The organism is Alphaproteobacteria bacterium LSUCC0396 (genome assembly GCA_041228345.1).
Classification (GTDB): domain Bacteria; phylum Pseudomonadota; class Alphaproteobacteria; order Puniceispirillales; family Puniceispirillaceae; genus UBA3439.
This window is the reverse complement of the sequence record CP166131.1, coordinates 849,605-864,740: the sequence shown is the minus strand read 5'-3', so window position 1 is coordinate 864,740 and position 15,136 is coordinate 849,605. Positions and strand designations below refer to the sequence as shown.

The 15,136-nt window shown below is 53.2% G+C and carries 16 protein-coding genes and 2 tRNA genes; 3 read left to right on the top strand and 15 right to left on the bottom strand.

Annotation, left to right across the window (positions count from 1 at the left end; translation table 11 throughout):
- Positions 1–3: 3 nt before the first annotated feature.
- The 8 genes from trpA to aroA all read right to left on the bottom strand — a co-directional run bounded on the left by trpA (position 4) and on the right by aroA (position 7,716).
- Positions 4–837 (bottom strand): tryptophan synthase subunit alpha, encoded by an 834-nt coding sequence (gene trpA / locus AB8881_04360; GenBank protein ID XDZ64121.1) that lies wholly within the window; start codon positions 835–837, stop codon positions 4–6.
- A 35-nt stretch (positions 838–872) separates the two neighbouring features.
- Complete coding sequence (gene trpB, locus AB8881_04355; protein ID XDZ64120.1) at positions 873–2,096, bottom strand: tryptophan synthase subunit beta; 1,224 nt, start codon at positions 2,094–2,096, stop codon at positions 873–875.
- 58 nt (positions 2,097–2,154) lie between these two features.
- On the bottom strand, positions 2,155–2,805 hold the full coding sequence (locus AB8881_04350) for a phosphoribosylanthranilate isomerase (protein XDZ64119.1): 651 nt from the start codon (positions 2,803–2,805) through the stop codon (positions 2,155–2,157).
- Between the two features lie 37 nt (positions 2,806–2,842).
- Positions 2,843–3,238 (bottom strand): LapA family protein, encoded by a 396-nt coding sequence (locus AB8881_04345; protein ID XDZ64118.1) that lies wholly within the window; start codon positions 3,236–3,238, stop codon positions 2,843–2,845.
- A 12-nt stretch (positions 3,239–3,250) separates the two neighbouring features.
- Complete coding sequence (locus AB8881_04340) at positions 3,251–3,529, bottom strand: integration host factor subunit beta (protein XDZ64117.1); 279 nt, start codon at positions 3,527–3,529, stop codon at positions 3,251–3,253.
- 244 nt (positions 3,530–3,773) lie between these two features.
- Positions 3,774–5,486, bottom strand: coding sequence for a 30S ribosomal protein S1 (gene rpsA / locus AB8881_04335; protein XDZ64116.1), 1,713 nt, complete (start codon positions 5,484–5,486; stop codon positions 3,774–3,776).
- A gap of 242 nt (positions 5,487–5,728) precedes the next feature.
- On the bottom strand, positions 5,729–6,376 hold the full coding sequence (gene cmk, locus AB8881_04330; protein XDZ64115.1) for a (d)CMP kinase: 648 nt from the start codon (positions 6,374–6,376) through the stop codon (positions 5,729–5,731).
- Entirely contained in the window at positions 6,373–7,716 is a 1,344-nt protein-coding gene (gene aroA / locus AB8881_04325; protein ID XDZ64114.1) for a 3-phosphoshikimate 1-carboxyvinyltransferase, read from the bottom strand. Before aroA ends, cmk begins: the two co-directional genes overlap by 4 nt.
- Before the next feature lie 277 nt (positions 7,717–7,993).
- Between aroA and AB8881_04320 the strand changes: the two genes are divergently transcribed.
- Together AB8881_04320 and AB8881_04315 are read left to right on the top strand one after the other, a co-directional pair.
- A complete protein-coding gene (locus AB8881_04320) occupies positions 7,994–8,395 on the top strand; it encodes a TIGR02300 family protein (GenBank protein XDZ64113.1) in 402 nt (133 codons plus the stop codon).
- A 242-nt stretch (positions 8,396–8,637) separates the two neighbouring features.
- Positions 8,638–8,713 (top strand) — tRNA-Ala (locus AB8881_04315).
- A 235-nt stretch (positions 8,714–8,948) separates the two neighbouring features.
- Here AB8881_04315 and AB8881_04310 read toward each other — a convergent pair.
- From AB8881_04310 to AB8881_04285, 6 genes are all read right to left on the bottom strand, one after another.
- Positions 8,949–9,410, bottom strand: a complete 462-nt coding sequence (locus tag AB8881_04310; GenBank protein ID XDZ64112.1) for a PTS sugar transporter subunit IIA — start codon at positions 9,408–9,410, stop codon at positions 8,949–8,951.
- A gap of 124 nt (positions 9,411–9,534) precedes the next feature.
- Positions 9,535–10,317 (bottom strand): LPS export ABC transporter ATP-binding protein, encoded by a 783-nt coding sequence (gene lptB, locus AB8881_04305; protein ID XDZ64111.1) that lies wholly within the window; start codon positions 10,315–10,317, stop codon positions 9,535–9,537.
- 131 nt (positions 10,318–10,448) lie between these two features.
- Positions 10,449–11,273 (bottom strand): LptA/OstA family protein, encoded by an 825-nt coding sequence (locus tag AB8881_04300; GenBank protein ID XDZ64110.1) that lies wholly within the window; start codon positions 11,271–11,273, stop codon positions 10,449–10,451.
- Positions 11,274–11,389: 116 nt separating this feature from the next.
- The gene (gene lptC, locus AB8881_04295; protein XDZ64109.1) at positions 11,390–12,106 is read right to left on the bottom strand and encodes an LPS export ABC transporter periplasmic protein LptC; all 717 of its coding nucleotides are present in this window, start codon (positions 12,104–12,106) and stop codon (positions 11,390–11,392) included.
- Between the two features lie 98 nt (positions 12,107–12,204).
- On the bottom strand, positions 12,205–12,816 hold the full coding sequence (locus tag AB8881_04290) for a ribonuclease D (GenBank protein ID XDZ64108.1): 612 nt from the start codon (positions 12,814–12,816) through the stop codon (positions 12,205–12,207).
- Positions 12,817–12,926: 110 nt separating this feature from the next.
- Positions 12,927–13,013: transfer RNA gene (locus tag AB8881_04285), tRNA-Leu, on the bottom strand.
- Positions 13,014–13,343: 330 nt separating this feature from the next.
- On the opposite strand from AB8881_04285, the gene AB8881_04280 reads away from it, so the two are divergent.
- Positions 13,344–14,294: a complex I NDUFA9 subunit family protein gene (locus tag AB8881_04280; GenBank protein ID XDZ64107.1), complete on the top strand. Its 951-nt coding sequence runs from the start codon at positions 13,344–13,346 to the stop codon at positions 14,292–14,294.
- On the opposite strand, the gene AB8881_04275 is transcribed toward AB8881_04280, so the two are convergent.
- Positions 14,291–15,103, bottom strand: coding sequence for an undecaprenyl-diphosphate phosphatase (locus AB8881_04275; GenBank protein XDZ64106.1), 813 nt, complete (start codon positions 15,101–15,103; stop codon positions 14,291–14,293). The two genes, AB8881_04280 and AB8881_04275, sit on opposite strands and share 4 nt — an antisense overlap.
- Between the last annotated feature and the right edge of the window lie 33 nt (positions 15,104–15,136).

The window sequence follows — 15,136 nt, the reverse complement described above, 5'->3', positions numbered from 1 at the left end:
TCCCTATGCGCGGATAGCAGCGCTAAGATCACCGACAAATGCGGCAACTTTACGGACGACAGCGGCGCGGTTTTCTGCTTCATCGGTGCTTGCCGGATTAGCAACAGCATCAGCAATCAGATCGACCACCGCAGATCCAACAACCGCGCCATCGCTAAGGCGCGCTGACTCGGCCGCCTGTTCGGGGGTGCGGATGCCAAATCCGGTTACGATCGGCAGGTCAGTCTGTTTGCGGATACGCTTGTAGGCCTGATCAATGCTGGTGGCAGCTGCGCTGGCCATGCCCGTAATGCCGGTCACCGAAACATAGTACACAAACCCGCTGGCCTCGGCCAAAATGGCCGGTAAGCGCTGATCATCGCTTGTCGGTGTGATGAGGCGAACAACGTTCAAACCTGCTTTGCGCGCCGGGATACACAGCTCACTATCTTCTTCAGGCGGCAAATCAACGATGATCAACCCGTCAACGCCCGCCGCCACGGCATCATCAATGAACCGATCATTTCCATAGATATAGATCGGGTTGTAATAGCCCATCAGAACCAGCGGCATATCAGGGTGGCGCTGGCGAAAATTACGTGCGATTTCCATAGTTTTGACAAGCGTCATGCCGCCTTTCAAGGCGCGCAGTGAGGCTGCCTGAATTGCCGGCCCATCTGCCATAGGGTCAGAAAACGGCATGCCAAGCTCGATAAAATCGACGCCCACCTCAACCAGCCCATCCAGCAAGGCATCAGTGGTGGCAGCATCAGGGTCACCTGCGGTGATAAATACCCCCAGACTGCCGCGGTTTTCGGCTTTGGCCTTTGCAAATGCGATGTCGATGCGACCTGCCATGATTATCTCTTTTCCAATCTAAAAGGGCTTGCGGCTTACATGCGGCCAAGTTTTTCAAGAACTGGAAGCACCGCACCCAAATCCTTGTCGCCGCGACCGCACATATTCAAGATGACAATCTCGTCAGGATCCATATCGCCGATGACGGTGCTGACATAAGCCAGCGCGTGCGATGGCTCTAATGCCGGAATAATGCCTTCAAGACGGGCGCAAAGCTGAAATGCAACAAGCGCATCATCATCAGTGGCGCTAACATAATTGACCCGGCCAATATCATGCAGCCATGAATGTTCCGGCCCGATGCCCGGATAATCCAATCCGGCGGAAATCGAATGCGCATCAGTAATCTGCCCGTCATCATTCTGCAGCAGATAAGTGCGGTTACCATGCAGGATGCCGGGCGTTCCACCGGTCAATGACGCAGCGTGAAGACCGCTACCAAGCCCCTTGCCAGCGGCCTCAACGCCATAGATGGCAATCTCAGTGTCGTCTAGGAAAGGGTAGAAAAGGCCAATCGCGTTTGAGCCGCCACCGATACAAGCAACCAGCGCATCGGGAAGCCGACCTTCGGCTTCAAGAATTTGCTCGCGCGCCTCAATGCCGATAACCGACTGAAAATCACGCACCATCTGCGGATATGGGTGCGGGCCTGCGGCGGTACCGATAATATAGAAATGCGTGTCGGCATTGGTTACCCAATAGCGCAACGCCTCATTCATCGCGTCCTTTAGCGTGCCAGTCCCGGATGTAACCGGATGGATTTTCGCCCCAAGAAGGCGCATCCGGTCGACATTTGGCTTTTGCCGTTCGACATCTTCAGCGCCCATAAAGACTTCGCATTCCATATCAAACAGGGCACAGGCAGTTGCCGTCGCAACACCGTGCTGACCAGCGCCGGTTTCGGCAATGATCTTGGTTTTCCCCATCCGTTTGGCAAGCAGCGCCTGACCCAGCACATTGTTGATTTTATGCGCGCCGGTATGGTTTAGCTCGTCACGTTTCAAATATAGCTTGGCCCCGCCGAAATGCGCGGTCATGCGTTCGGCAAAATAAAGCGGGCTGGGGCGGCCAATATAATGTTTTTGATAATACAGCATCTCTCGCTGAAATGATTTATCAGCGCGGGCTTCATTATAGGCCTTCTCGACATTCAAAATCAGCGGCATCAGCGTTTCAGCAACAAACCGCCCGCCATGAATACCAAAGCGTCCAGCCTCGTCAGGCTGGTTACGGAACGTGTTTAGATTGGTTTTGCTCATAAAAAGCTCTCATCCTGTCAATGTCGGTAATACCAACGCGCGGCCCCCAGGAATTGTTTTAAACCATTTGGGCTGCCCTAATAAAGGCATGAATCTGTTCTGCGTCCTTTTTTCCGGGGGAGGATTCAACACCAGATGAAACATCGACTGCCTTTGCACTGCTGATTTTGACCGCGCTTGCAACAGTATGACGGTCAAGCCCACCCGCCAGCATCCAAGGCAGGCGGCCGCGATAGCCGGCCAAAATTGTCCAGTCAAATCGGTGCCCGGTGCCGCCGGGCTGAGACCCCGGTTGCACTTTGGCGTCAAACAGCAACCAGTCAGCAAGATCATCCCATTTCGCGCATTGATCCAGATCTTGCGGCGTTTCAATGGCGATGGCCTTGATGACCGGCAAACCGGTACGGGCCTTGATGTCGGCCACATCTTGCTGGGACTCGGTGCCATGAAGTTGCAGAATATCCGGGCGCGCCGCCTCAATCAGCTGCATCAGCTGGTCGCCAATAATATTCACGCTCAGCAATACCCGCAAAGGGTCATTCGGCCCCGCTATATCGGCACAGGCGGCCAATTCGGCCAGTTTGGCCACGTCTAGATGACGCGGCGATCCGGGGTAATGAACCATGCCAACCCAGCGCGCGCCAGCCTCTCGGCAGATATGATAGTCAGTTGCCGATGATATTCCGCAGATTTTAACCTGAGCGGTCATGTCTATCCTTTTAGCTGAGGCCGGATGGCATCAATGCTTAATGCAAGCGCCGATCGGCGGTCAATTGGTCTAATGCGGCCGGTTGATCGTCGGCACCTACAGATCTGGCTGGTGCTGTCAGGACGGGATGCGGCGCGGCGGCTGATGCCGCCCCTAATTTATCCGCATTGGCCTGTAACTTGTTGAATTGTCCTTGGAGTCGCCACAGCTTTGCCCGCACCGCCAGCCATTGCCCCCACAGGGTAATAGCGCCCATTAAGCCGCCAATGATAAAGCTGGATAGGATCAGCAACCATATTGGTGCGGTCAGGGTGCTTTCAAATGGCCAGAGACGAAGCGTGATCAGGGTTTCGTTTGACGTTGCAAATATAACCGCAAACAAAACCAAAGCAATGCTGATGCCTAGCCATAAAAGCCGACCTAATAGTCGCATGATTTGATCCGTCTAGCGGTTTAACCGCTCGCGCATACCTTTTCCCATCTTGAAAAAAGGCACTTTCTTTTCAGATACTTCTACGCTTGTTCCAGTTCTTGGGTTGCGACCGATCCGTGCTTTTCGTTCGCGTACTGAAAAGGCCCCAAACCCGCGCAGTTCAACCCGGTCTCCCCGTTCAAGCGCGCCGCCAATTTCGTCTAGGATTGTTCCGACCAGCCGTTCAATATAACGGTGGTAAAGTGCTGGATTCTTTGCCGCTAATTTCGCGATAAGTTCTGACCGTGTCACAGAATACGCTCCCTTATATTCATTTTTATATATTCTGATAAGGATGCCTTTTTGCCAATCGCGGGTCAACTCAGAATCGGCTGAAGTTTGCAATAAGCATGGTAATGGACGGGCTGCCAGCCCACTACGGCCTAGGGTGGCGCTTAAAAAAAAGCCAGCCAATCTGGTGATCGGCTGGCTTAATCGTTAAAAGCAGTAATATCTGAAAGTTAAGGCAGATAATGGCCTCATCCAGATAATCGGCTTACTTATCGTCGGTTTCTTTCTTGGCAAGTGCCGCACCGAGGATATCACCAAGGCTGGCGCCGCTGTCTGATGATCCAAACTCGGCCATCGCCTGCTTCTCTTCGGCTGACTCGCGGGCCTTGATCGACAACGACAATTTACGGGTTTTCTTGTCAACACTGGTGACGATGGCATCAACTTTTTCGCCAACGGCAAACCGGTCAGCGCGCTGCTCTGCGCGGTCACGGCTAAGATCAGTCCGGCGAATAAAGCCGGTCATGTTCTCACCAATGGTTACATCGATGCCATTGTCTGAAACCGCGCTAACGGTACAGGTAACAACTTCACCCTTGCGATAAGCATCTGCCTGACCGGCGAACGGATCGTCGGTAAGCTGCTTGATGCCAAGCGAGATACGCTCTTTATTCACATCAATATCGAGGACTTTCGCCTTGACCATATCGCCTTTGGTAAAGCCTTCAAGCGCTTCTTCACCAGCAGTTTCCCAGCTGATATCTGACAGGTGAACAAGACCGTCGATATCTTCATTCAGGCCAACAAACAGACCAAATTCGGTGATGTTCCGGATTTCGCCGTCGATCTCGGTGCCAACTGGATAGGTGGCGCTAAGATCTTCCCAAGGATTGTTGGTGCACTGCTTCAGGCCAAGCGAGATACGGCGCTTTGACAGATCAACGTCAAGAACCATAACTTCAACTTGCTGGCTGGTTGAAACGATTTTGCCCGGATGAACGTTCTTCTTTGTCCAGCTCATTTCAGAGACATGGACAAGACCCTCAACACCGGCCTCCAGTTCAACGAATGCGCCGTAATCGGTGATGTTGGTGACGCGGCCTTCCATTTTGGCACCGATCGGGAATTTGCCATCGACATTTTCCCAAGGATCAGACAGAAGCTGCTTCATGCCAAGCGAGATACGCTGTGTCTCAGCATTAAAGCGGATCACCTGAACCTCGACAGTTTCGCCGATTTGCAGGGCTTCTGATGGATGGCTGATGCGCTGCCATGCAATATCAGTCACGTGCAGCAGGCCGTCAACGCCGCCAAGATCAACGAACGCACCGTAATCGGTGATATTCTTGACCACACCTTGAAGAACCTGACCTTCTTGCAGGTTAGAGACCAGCTCTGACCTTGCTTCGGCGCGTGATTCTTCCAGCACAGCGCGACGTGAAACAACGATGTTGCCACGGCGACGGTCGATTTTCAAAATCTGGAATGGCTGCGGGGTGCCCATCAACGGGCCAAGGTCGCGAACCGGACGGATATCGACCTGGCTTCCCGGCAGAAACGCGGTTGCGCCCGACAAGTCGACCGTAAAGCCGCCTTTGACCTTGCCAAAGATAACACCAGTAACGCGCTCTTGCTTTTCGAATGACGTCTCGAGAACGCCCCAAGCTTCTTCGCGGCGGGCTTTGTCGCGGCTCAGTACGGCCTGACCGTTGCGGTCCTCCATACGCTCGACATAAACCTCAATTTCGTCGCCGATTGAAACATCTGCCTTTTGTCCGGGGGCAGCAAGTTCCTTTAGCGGAACGCGGCCTTCAGATTTCAGGCCAACATCAATGATGACAGCATCACCCTCGATGCCAATAACAAAGCCGCGGACAACGCTGCCCTCGACATTGGTGCCTTCGCCAAAGCTCTCGGCTAGAAGATCGGCAAAGTTTTCAGTGGCAGCATCGGCTGCCGAATTCGTTGTAGATGTCAAAAAAATCTCCGTTTTGTCGCTATTCCGATGCTAGCCTCCATACGGCTAGAAACAGGATCGAAATGTTTAGTGCCTCAGCCGACATGAGGGCCGCATTGAACGAACGATAACCAAATCATAGTTGCTGTTTCTAGCAATATGGCTTGGTTCCAAGCGGGTTTTTTGGCGACCAGTTTGTTTCGCCGGCAGTCTGTTTATCATTTGAATGAACCGGAAATGTTCGCAAGGTTTCCGGTTCGGGCTCATCGCTTTGACGGAAAAGCACGATCAATATGCGACAGGGCTAGTGCTAAAACCGCCGCTGCATCCATGCTGGATGTATCGATGGTGATTGCGTCATCTGCGGCCCTTAACGGGGCCACCGACCTAGTCCGGTCGCGGTCATCACGCGCCTGCATTTCCGCCAGAACGTCGCGGAACATAACCGATTGTCCCGCCTTAAGCAACTCTTTGGTGCGCCGCTCGGCGCGAATGTCAATATCGGCGTCAATAAAGAATTTCAAATCGGCATTGGGCAGCACAATTGTGCCGATATCGCGGCCATCAAGGACCGCACCATTGCCGTGCGGTGGCGTTGCGGCAAAGGCCCGTTGCAGGGTCAGCAATTCAGCGCGTACCGGGCCAAGTGCCGCCACTTGCGACGCAAGGCTGGCAATCCGGTCATTACGGATTTCTGGTGATTGTGTTAATTCAAGATCAAGCGACGCAGATAACCTAACTGCCTGTTTTTCATTGATATCATCACCATCCGCGCCAGCCTTAAGCAGGCTGAGTGCAACGGCGCGATAGAGCGCTCCTGTATCGAGATAATCAAAGCCAAGATCCGCGGCAAGGCGTTTGGCAAGTGTGCCTTTGCCGCTAGCGGCGGATCCGTCAATGGCGATGATCATGCGTTTGGCCCGGGGCGAATATCGGCGCCAAGCTGGTTCATCCCATTGGCAAATCCGGGAAAGCTGGTTTCGATTGTGGCACAGCCGGTAACGGCAATCGGTGCTTCGGCAACGAGGCCAAGCGTCAAAAACGACATGGCGATTCGGTGGTCATGCTGGGCTGATAATGTCGCACCGCCCTTTATGACACTGCCTGAAACGCGCATCGAATCATCATCATAATCAACCGCAACGCCGCATGCGGCAAGGCCGTCGGCCATCACCTTTATCCGGTCAGTTTCCTTGACCCTTAATTCGGCAACGCCAAGCATCTGGGTCGTGCCGCTTGCCGTTGCGGCGGCAACTGATAAAATCGGAAATTCATCAATCATCGATGCGGCACGCTCGGCTGGAACGGTAATACCGTGCAGCTGGCTGTGGCGGATGGTTAAATCGGCAACGGCTTCACCGCCCTCGATCCGGTCGTTGCTTTTAACGATGTCGCCGCCCATTTCGACAAGAGTTGTAATCAGGCCGGTACGAAGCGGGTTCATGCCAATCCCAACGAGGGTGATGTCGCTGCCCGGTGTAATCAACGCCGCGACGATGGCAAATGCGGCAGATGACGGGTCGCTTGGCACGATGATGTCTGCGGCGCGAAGGGTTGCCGCGCCCGCCAGATGAACATGATGCGTGCCATCACTCTCGATTTTCTGTTCAACCGATGCGCCAAAATGGCGTAGCATCGATTCACTATGGTCGCGCGACGCGTGTGGCTCGATCACTGTCGTGGTGCCGCGGGCATTCAATCCAGCCAGTAAAATTGCTGATTTAATTTGCGCCGAGGCAACTTTGGAGCGGTATTGGAGTGCCATCGGGGTAACGGCGCCGGTAATTGTCACCGGCAAAAGGCCGCCATCACGGCAGGCAACAGATGCGCCCATTTCGGCAAGAGGGTCAGTAATCCGCGCCATTGGCCGCACGCTCAATGAAGCGTCACCGCAAAAAGTCGCCGTAATGTTTTGCCCGGCAACCACGCCCATCAACAGCCGCGCGCCAGTTCCTGAATTGCCAAGATCAAGCGGCGTCACCGGCGAGACCATGCCGTTTAGCCCAACGCCGGTAATATGCCATATCCCGTCATCATCGCGCCGAATTTCAGCACCTAGCGCAACAAGCGCATTTTTCGTCGAGATCACGTCAGCACCTTCTAGCAGGCCTTTGACCTTGGTCGTGCCAATGGCAAGGCTGCCCAGAATAAGCGAGCGGTGCGAAATTGATTTATCGCCCGGGATTGGCATTGTGCCGCGAAGCGAACCGGCCTTGTGCGAGACAAGTTGATCATGCGAATGTGATGACATCAAAAAACCTTTTTTCGGGTTACTGACTGGCGATTTTGCCTGCCTCTTCCTAGCTCGGCCGCTTTTAACATTTTTAGGGCACGCTGGGCAATCTATGACATACCCGCTGGGCAATCTATGACATAAAAGTCCAGAATCGTTAAAACCGAGTGCTGGCTTGGAAATAAAATTAAGAAAACCGGCGAAAATTGTTTTGACAGCTTGCAAAATTTGTTTCAAATCCCGTAATGATGATCAATATGTCGTTTCTATGGGTTAATGCAGGGGATTTTAGAGAATGGCAAAGGTAGAGCTTGGCGTTAAGCGGTCTTGCCTGTCATGTGACATGCGCTTTTATGACTTTAAACGCAGTCCGATTATTTGTCCGGGCTGTGGCACGGAATTTGATCCAGAAAATTTGCTAAAGGGCCGCAAAGGCCGCGCTGCACCGAAAAGCGCGTCAAAGGCGCAGCTGTCTGGCGACGCCGATGATGCGGATGATCTTGACAATAACGATTTTGATCTTGATGAAGATGAAGATGTCGATACTGACACTGCCGTTGACGAGATCGATGATGATATCGATTTTGACGATGATGACGATGTTGATGTCGATGACGCGGACGGGCCCGGCATCATTCATGATGATATCAGCGATGGCGATGAATTATTGCCCAATCTTGACAAGAAAGACGAGTAACCGTGATCACGCCTGCCAAGGCTTGATTGATCGGTGCGTATCTGGCGACGGCAATCGAAACGCCCGTTGCCAGATAAAAATCCCCGCTGCGGGGTAAAAATTACCTATACCGGATAAAAATCACTTGCGTCGGGCATCGCCCCTGCGATAAACATCCATCTCAGCGCGCAGGCGCCGCACGAATTGGGACCCGTTAGCCGGTGCAACGATAAAAACATTAGGCACGGCATAAACGGTAACAAGGGGCTATAGCTCAGCTGGGAGAGCGCTACAATGGCATTGTAGAGGTCAGCGGTTCGATCCCGCTTAGCTCCACCAATTTCCCATATATTCCAAAGCAGAAAGCTGGCGGCAGAGGAGCCTAGACGCATTGCCGCGATCTAAGCAGTGGCCGCGCTTTAAGCAGTTTCCGCGATCCAAGCAGTTTCCGCTGGTCGTCTAGCGTTGGCCTGACTGTTTGCGCCCAGCCGAGGGGAACAAAAACTGGGGGCTACAAACGGTGCGGGCTTGCAAGCGTTTTCATGTCTTAAAAAAAATCAGGCGATGGGGCTGACTAGGCGGCAACGTCACTGCGGGCTGCAAGAGATTGCAGTAACGCCTCGGCAGTTTTGGCCTGGCGAAGCTGATTACGAACAGCGACGTCACCAAGCAATTTTGCCACGCTTGAAACGCATTTCAGATGATCGCAATCCGCGTCTTGTGGGCCGATCACAAGGCACACAATATCGACGGGTTTTTTATCGGCCGCATCGAAATCAATCGGCGTGGCGAGAACAGCAATGATGCCAATCGTGCGGGTGAGGTCGCCATGCACGGCATGGGGAATCGCAATCCCGTCACCAATGGCGGTGCTGCCAAGACGCTCGCGGCGCATGATCATCTCAAAAAGGCTGCGTTGGGAAATGCCAGTAAGCACCGCACCGCGTTCAGCAAGCTGTTCAATCAGCTGCTTTTTGCTGCTGCTGACGACACCAACCATTACCTGATCGGCGGCGATATAATCAATGATGGACATAAAATAGACCTGTGAAATGAATCGTGCCTTAACATCGCTAGCCCCTATCGAGACGGCAAGCAGTGCCAAAGCGGCGCAGGTATAGGGTGTGCGTGATAGGCTGTCAAGCGGTGATCGCCGGCTTTTAGATGCTAAAACGCTCACCAAGATAGACTTGGCGCACACCGCTATGCTGAACCACCTCATCAGGGGTGCCCTCCATCAGCACAGTGCCGTCATGGATGATGTAGGCGCGATCTACAATATCGAGTGTCTCACGAACATTGTGATCGGTAATTAAAACGCCAATTCCGTGCGTTTTGAGGTGGCTAATCAAATCACGGATTTCACCAAGTGCAATCGGGTCAATACCGGCAAGTGGCTCATCTAGCAGCAGGAATGTTGGGCGCGCAGCAAGGGCGCGCGCAATTTCAAGACGGCGGCGCTCGCCACCTGAAAGGCTGACTGACGGGGTGTTGCGAAGATGGGTGATGCCAAATTCGGCCATCAAGTCATCTAGGGTCGCGTCGCGTTCATCTTCGTAATCTTCCAGCGTTTCAAGAACGGCGCGGATATTCTGTTCAACGGTCAATCCGCGAAAAATACTCGATTCTTGCGGAAGATAGCCCATGCCAAAGCGTGCGCGCTGGAAAATCGGCAGGCCGGTAACGTCGCGCCCATCAATGAAAACCTGACCTTCATCAGCCGGCAGCAACCCAGCAAGCATATAAAAAGTTGTCGTTTTGCCGGCACCGTTTGGCCCGAGCAGGCCAACCGCTTCACCGCGTTGCAGCCCCAGCGATACGTTGCGGACTACACGCCGTTTGTTAAAGCTCTTGCCAAGGCCTTTGGCACGCAGTCCCTCATTCCCCGGCACCAAAACGGGCCGCACCATTCCAAAATCTAATTGTATATTGTCAGACACCATGATGCCCTTTTTAAAGCGATCAGGCTTTGACGCCCCAATGAATATCTATATATCGGCCGATTAATCACTAATTGTCAATGAGTTGTCGGCGCAATACCCGCAATGCCAGATGGTAAATCCGGCCGCAAGGTTTACGGCGTCAGGATGCCAGTGACGCGCTTGCCGGTTGGGCTTGACATTATCTTACTGATTTCTTTGTCAAAATCAATCTCTGCACGATCGCCGCGCATGATATTCGCCTTATCGTTGATTTCAACATTCCCGACAAGATTTGCAAGGGACGTACTGGCGACATAATTCAATTCATCGGCAGTTGCGGTGGTGCCTTCGGTGGTTATGACTTTGGTATTGTCAAAGGCATCTATGGTTTTCAAGCTGCCATCGGCACCAATATAGGCAATCAGTTTATCGCCAAATATGCTGCGGCCATCGCTGTTTTTATAATGCGCCTTGCCAATTGCAGTGACTTTGCGGTTATCTTCATCAGTCGTATCATATGTGATTGATTGGGTTGCCGTCATCGCACCGCGCGGCCCAACGACCGACGCCTTTTTGCCAGTCAATACATAACGGCTGGAGTTAAGATCATAATCCAGCCTGTCTCCCTTGGCAGTATTTTCACCCTCAACATAGGTGACGGCACCGGTGGCGATCACGCGGGTGATGTCTCGGGATTCTCTGCCGGTTTCGTAATTTGCTATAATATGATTGGCTGAAATGTTCGCGCTGCCCTGTTCGACATAGGCATTACCCTTGGCAACATATGTGCCGTTATTTTGATCCCATTCTAGGAATTCACTGGCCTCGATCGTGATCGGTAACGGGGCAGCATCGCCCGAGTTTTTGGACGTTTGCGCCATAGATGCAGTGGCTAGGCTGCTGATCAGTACCAGACCAATTACACCGGCGGCAATTATGCGAGACGTGTATAACAAGGATGGAAGAGGTCGGCGCATAATGTCGGTTACTTTCTTTTCGCTAGGCTTTTGGTTAGGCTTTCCGTTTGAATTCTAGGGTTTGTTGCTAAGTCGTTGTTCTGCCAATCAATATCACGCTAATTTCACGCCAATAATCAGGTTTTAGCCTTGGTTTTTTGCAGTTCCTTGTCGGCGTCTGGTACGGGTGATGGTGTGGGTGACGGCGCGATGGCGTTACTGTTTTTGATCACCATTTTTGCCGCCCCGCCAAAAATAATACGCGCACCATTGTCATAGACTTTCATGCTATCGGCATTGATGCGCCTGTCAATGTCTTGCACCTCAACCGGCACATCGCTCTGCATCTCACCGGCTTGCAAATTTGCCTCTAATGCTTCGGTATTGAGGCGAAGATTGCGGGCGGGCTGGGTTACGACAACCGCGCCGGTCATGATCACGATATCGGTTTCTTTATTATATGTGCCAGCATTTGACTCAAGATTTACCAACGCGCCATTGCTCAAGGTCACGATGGCTGTTGGCTGATCCATGTCGACCCGACCCGACCCGTCGGGCGCTTCATTGGCCTTGGCTGCGGTAATTTGATATGGCCTGCCAGCCGGGGTCAGGCCGCGATAGCGCGCTCCGGTCAGCTGCACCTCGCCGGTGTCGTTGCGTTTCACCTCTTTGATCTCAAGCGATACATCCTTGCCGTTCGCCAACAGGCCAAGCCAGCTGGCAACAGCAAGGGTCAAGACCGCACCAACGCCAAGCAATAGCAATGATAATGGATAGCGCCGCTGGCTCGGAACTGCTGCGGCTTTGGCGCGCGGGGTAAAGCGGCTTTGTCTTTGTCCTTTTGTCTCGGCCATTTCTTTAAAGTCAGTTCCTGAACGATCGTTAATGGATGCGTCTGCCAGCAACCGTCTGCCAGCAATCGGCTGGCCGCGCTTTACCAGCTGGCCGCGCTTTAATGGTGAAAAATATCCATATCAGCAAAGCCGTCAAGATCAAGCTTGGCACGCGTTGCCAGAAATGCAAAGCATTGTGCGGCAACATCGCTGCGGCCTTCGCGTGCCAGCATCATGTCAAGCCGCTCGCGAATGCGGTGCAAAAATAATACGTCTCCCGCTGCATATTCGGCCTGTTCGGGTGTTAAGACGGCTGCGCCCCAATCTGATGATTGCTGCTGTTTCGAAATATCAATTTGCAGCAATTCGCGGCAAAGCTCTTTCAAGCCGTGTCGGTCGGTATAGGTGCGGACTAGCTTTGAGGCAATCTTGGTACAGTAAATGGGGCCAGCGACCGGGCCAATGCCATGGCTCAGGCTGGCAATATCAAAACGGGCAAAATGGAAAAGTTTGGTAATGGCAGGGTTGGCAAGCAAGGCAGCAAGGTTCGGGCTGGGCTTTTTCGGGCTTGCGATTTGCACAAGATGCGCATCGCCATCACCGCTCGATAGCTGCACAACGCATAGACGGTCACGCTGGGGGTTAAGCCCCATTGTTTCAGTGTCAATTGCCACCACATCGCCAAGATCAACATCAGCTGGCAAATCGTCTGAATGAATATAAATTGTCATAGATGCCTCGCTTTTTGGCCAATGCGTCTTGTTGAGCCTCGATCAAAGGACCCGGGCTGCGCCTCCCTCACACCGGCTATGGTGCCTTGGGTTTCCGGTTATAAAGACAATGGTGCCCAGGAGAAGACTCGAACTTCCACGACCTAATGGTCACTGGCACCTGAAGCCAGCGCGTCTACCAATTCCGCCACCTGGGCTCGCCATTGGCCTTGCGAAAAACCGCTGCCCTACTGACGGCGTGAGAATAGCCACAAACGCTGGCGTGTCAAACCTTTTTACACTGGTATTATAACAGCGATCATGGCGCCGAAATGCACCGCCCCATCGCTGTTTGATCGGGCCGCCAAACCCTAATTTATTGCAAATTTGCACGGCTGGGATTGTAAAGCTGTCAGGCTTGACCTAATTTGCAGTCATCATAAAGACGTAAAGTCCAGTTTTATCCGGCTGCCTTGTTGCCGATAGGGTGATAGCGCCGTTCCGGGATGGGCGGTCAAACAGGGGTTAATCCAACGAGGGTTATAGTGATGATCAACACAGTGGCTGTAATTGGTGGATCTGGATTTGTTGGGCGGGCAACGGTCGAGCGGCTGGCACGTGCCGGCAAGCAAATTGTGGTTTTATGCCGCAATAGTGAGCGCGCGAAATATCTCAAACCGATGGGCAATGTTGGCCAGATCACCCTTGTGGCGGGTAATGCGCTGGATGAGACTGTGCTGGAAACAGTCATTAAGTCAGCCGATGCTGTGATAAATCTTGTCGGCATATTGGCCGAAGGCGGCGGTCAGAAATTTGAGGCGCTGCAAGCGGGCCTGCCCGGGCGCATTGGGGCGCTGGCGGCGGCGCATGATGTAAAGGCGGTTGTCCATATCTCGGCAATTGGCGCTGATGCAAACTCGCCAAGCCAATATGCGCAAAGCAAAGCAGCAGGTGAAGCCAATTTGTTAAAGGCGTTTCCGGCGGCAGTGGTGCTGCGGCCGTCGATTGTTTTTGGCCCGCGCGATGATTTCTTTAACCGCTTTGCCGCGATGGCGATGATGGCACCGGCTCTGCCATTGCCGGGTGGCGGCAAAATGAAGATGCAGCCGGTCTATGTCGAAGATGTTGTCAGTGCAATCATGGCAAGTCTGGGGCTAGGCGGTAAACTGGCCAAGCCTGCCGCGGGCAATATTTATGAACTTGGCGGGCCAGAAGCCTATAGCTTTCGCCGGTTGATGGAAATAACTTTACGGCAAATTGAGCGCCGGCGCCTGCTTGTGCCAGTGCCATTTTTGGCATTGTCATGCGGTGCGGCATTTGCCGGATTATTTCCAAACCCGCCGATTACGCGTGATCAGGTAAGGTTGCTGAAATGCGATAATGTCGTTTCGAAAAAGGCCCGAACTCTGGCTGATCTCGGCGTCACGGCAACGTCGGTTGATATGGTGTTACCAAGCTATCTTGACCGTTATCGGCCGGGTGGTCTTTTTCGGTCTTAGGTGATGCTGGGGGCGATCCAGCCTTGCGTTAACGCTAGCAATAACAGCCCGCCAAGCACCAGACGGTAATAGACAAAAATTCCAAAGCTGGCGACGGCAAGCCAGCCCATCATCCAGCGTATGGCAAGCCATGCGAGCACGGCGGATAAGACCGCAACAATCACCGCATCGCTGCCAAGCGCGGCATCGCCGCTTTGCACCAGATCAATCGTTTTCAGCAAGCCCGCACCAGCAATTGTTGGCAGCGACAATAGCAACGAAAACCGCGCCGCTGTAACCCGGTCAAAGCCGAGGAAGCGGGCAGCACTCATCGTCACACCCGACCGCGAGGCGCCGGGAACCAGCGCACAGATTTGCACAACGCCGATCACCAGCGCGTGCCGCCAGCTGATCTGTTTTAGATCATGCTGTGCGGCCGGCACTTTATCCGCGCCCCACAAAATTGCGGCAAATACCAGATTGGCAACGGCAAGGGTGTGAACCATGTCGAGCCAGTGCCAATTGGCGTAATTCACGATATAGCCGACGATAATCACCGGAATGGTTGCCAAAACTAGCATGATACCAAGGCGTGCATTATGCTCATCACCGCGGCCAAGGCGCAACAGCGCGCGCAGAATGGCGATAATCTCAGCCCGCAAATAAACTGCAACCGCAATCAAGGTGCCGACGTGAGCCGCAACATCAATCGCCCGCCCCTGATAGGGAAAATCAGTCACGATGGGGATAAGGACCAGATGGCCGGATGATGAAACCGGTAAAAATTCAGTTAGTCCTTGGATTGCAGCAACAAGAATTAGCAGGCTCATCGGCATCAAACAGGCTCCCTACAGCAAGGCTCA

Bases quoted from the DNA above. Each gene is read 5' to 3' on its own strand.
- AB8881_04345 (XDZ64118.1), bottom strand. From the start codon at position 3,238: ATGCGACTATTAGGTCGGCTTTTATGGCTAGGCATCAGCATTGCTTTG.
- AB8881_04300 (XDZ64110.1), bottom strand. From the start codon at position 11,273: ATGCGCCGACCTCTTCCATCCTTGTTATACACGTCTCGCATAATTGCC.
- AB8881_04350 (XDZ64119.1), bottom strand. From the start codon at position 2,805: ATGACCGCTCAGGTTAAAATCTGCGGAATATCATCGGCAACTGACTAT.
- AB8881_04310 (XDZ64112.1), bottom strand. From the start codon at position 9,410: ATGTCCATCATTGATTATATCGCCGCCGATCAGGTAATGGTTGGTGTC.
- AB8881_04280 (XDZ64107.1), top strand. From the start codon at position 13,344: ATGATCAACACAGTGGCTGTAATTGGTGGATCTGGATTTGTTGGGCGG.
- AB8881_04320 (XDZ64113.1), top strand. From the start codon at position 7,994: ATGGCAAAGGTAGAGCTTGGCGTTAAGCGGTCTTGCCTGTCATGTGAC.
- AB8881_04275 (XDZ64106.1), bottom strand. From the start codon at position 15,103: ATGAGCCTGCTAATTCTTGTTGCTGCAATCCAAGGACTAACTGAATTT.
- AB8881_04290 (XDZ64108.1), bottom strand. From the start codon at position 12,816: ATGACAATTTATATTCATTCAGACGATTTGCCAGCTGATGTTGATCTT.
- cmk (XDZ64115.1), bottom strand. From the start codon at position 6,376: ATGATCATCGCCATTGACGGATCCGCCGCTAGCGGCAAAGGCACACTT.
- lptB (XDZ64111.1), bottom strand. From the start codon at position 10,317: ATGGTGTCTGACAATATACAATTAGATTTTGGAATGGTGCGGCCCGTT.
- lptC (XDZ64109.1), bottom strand. From the start codon at position 12,106: ATGGCCGAGACAAAAGGACAAAGACAAAGCCGCTTTACCCCGCGCGCC.
- trpA (XDZ64121.1), bottom strand. From the start codon at position 837: ATGGCAGGTCGCATCGACATCGCATTTGCAAAGGCCAAAGCCGAAAAC.
- trpB (XDZ64120.1), bottom strand. From the start codon at position 2,096: ATGAGCAAAACCAATCTAAACACGTTCCGTAACCAGCCTGACGAGGCT.
- aroA (XDZ64114.1), bottom strand. From the start codon at position 7,716: ATGTCATCACATTCGCATGATCAACTTGTCTCGCACAAGGCCGGTTCG.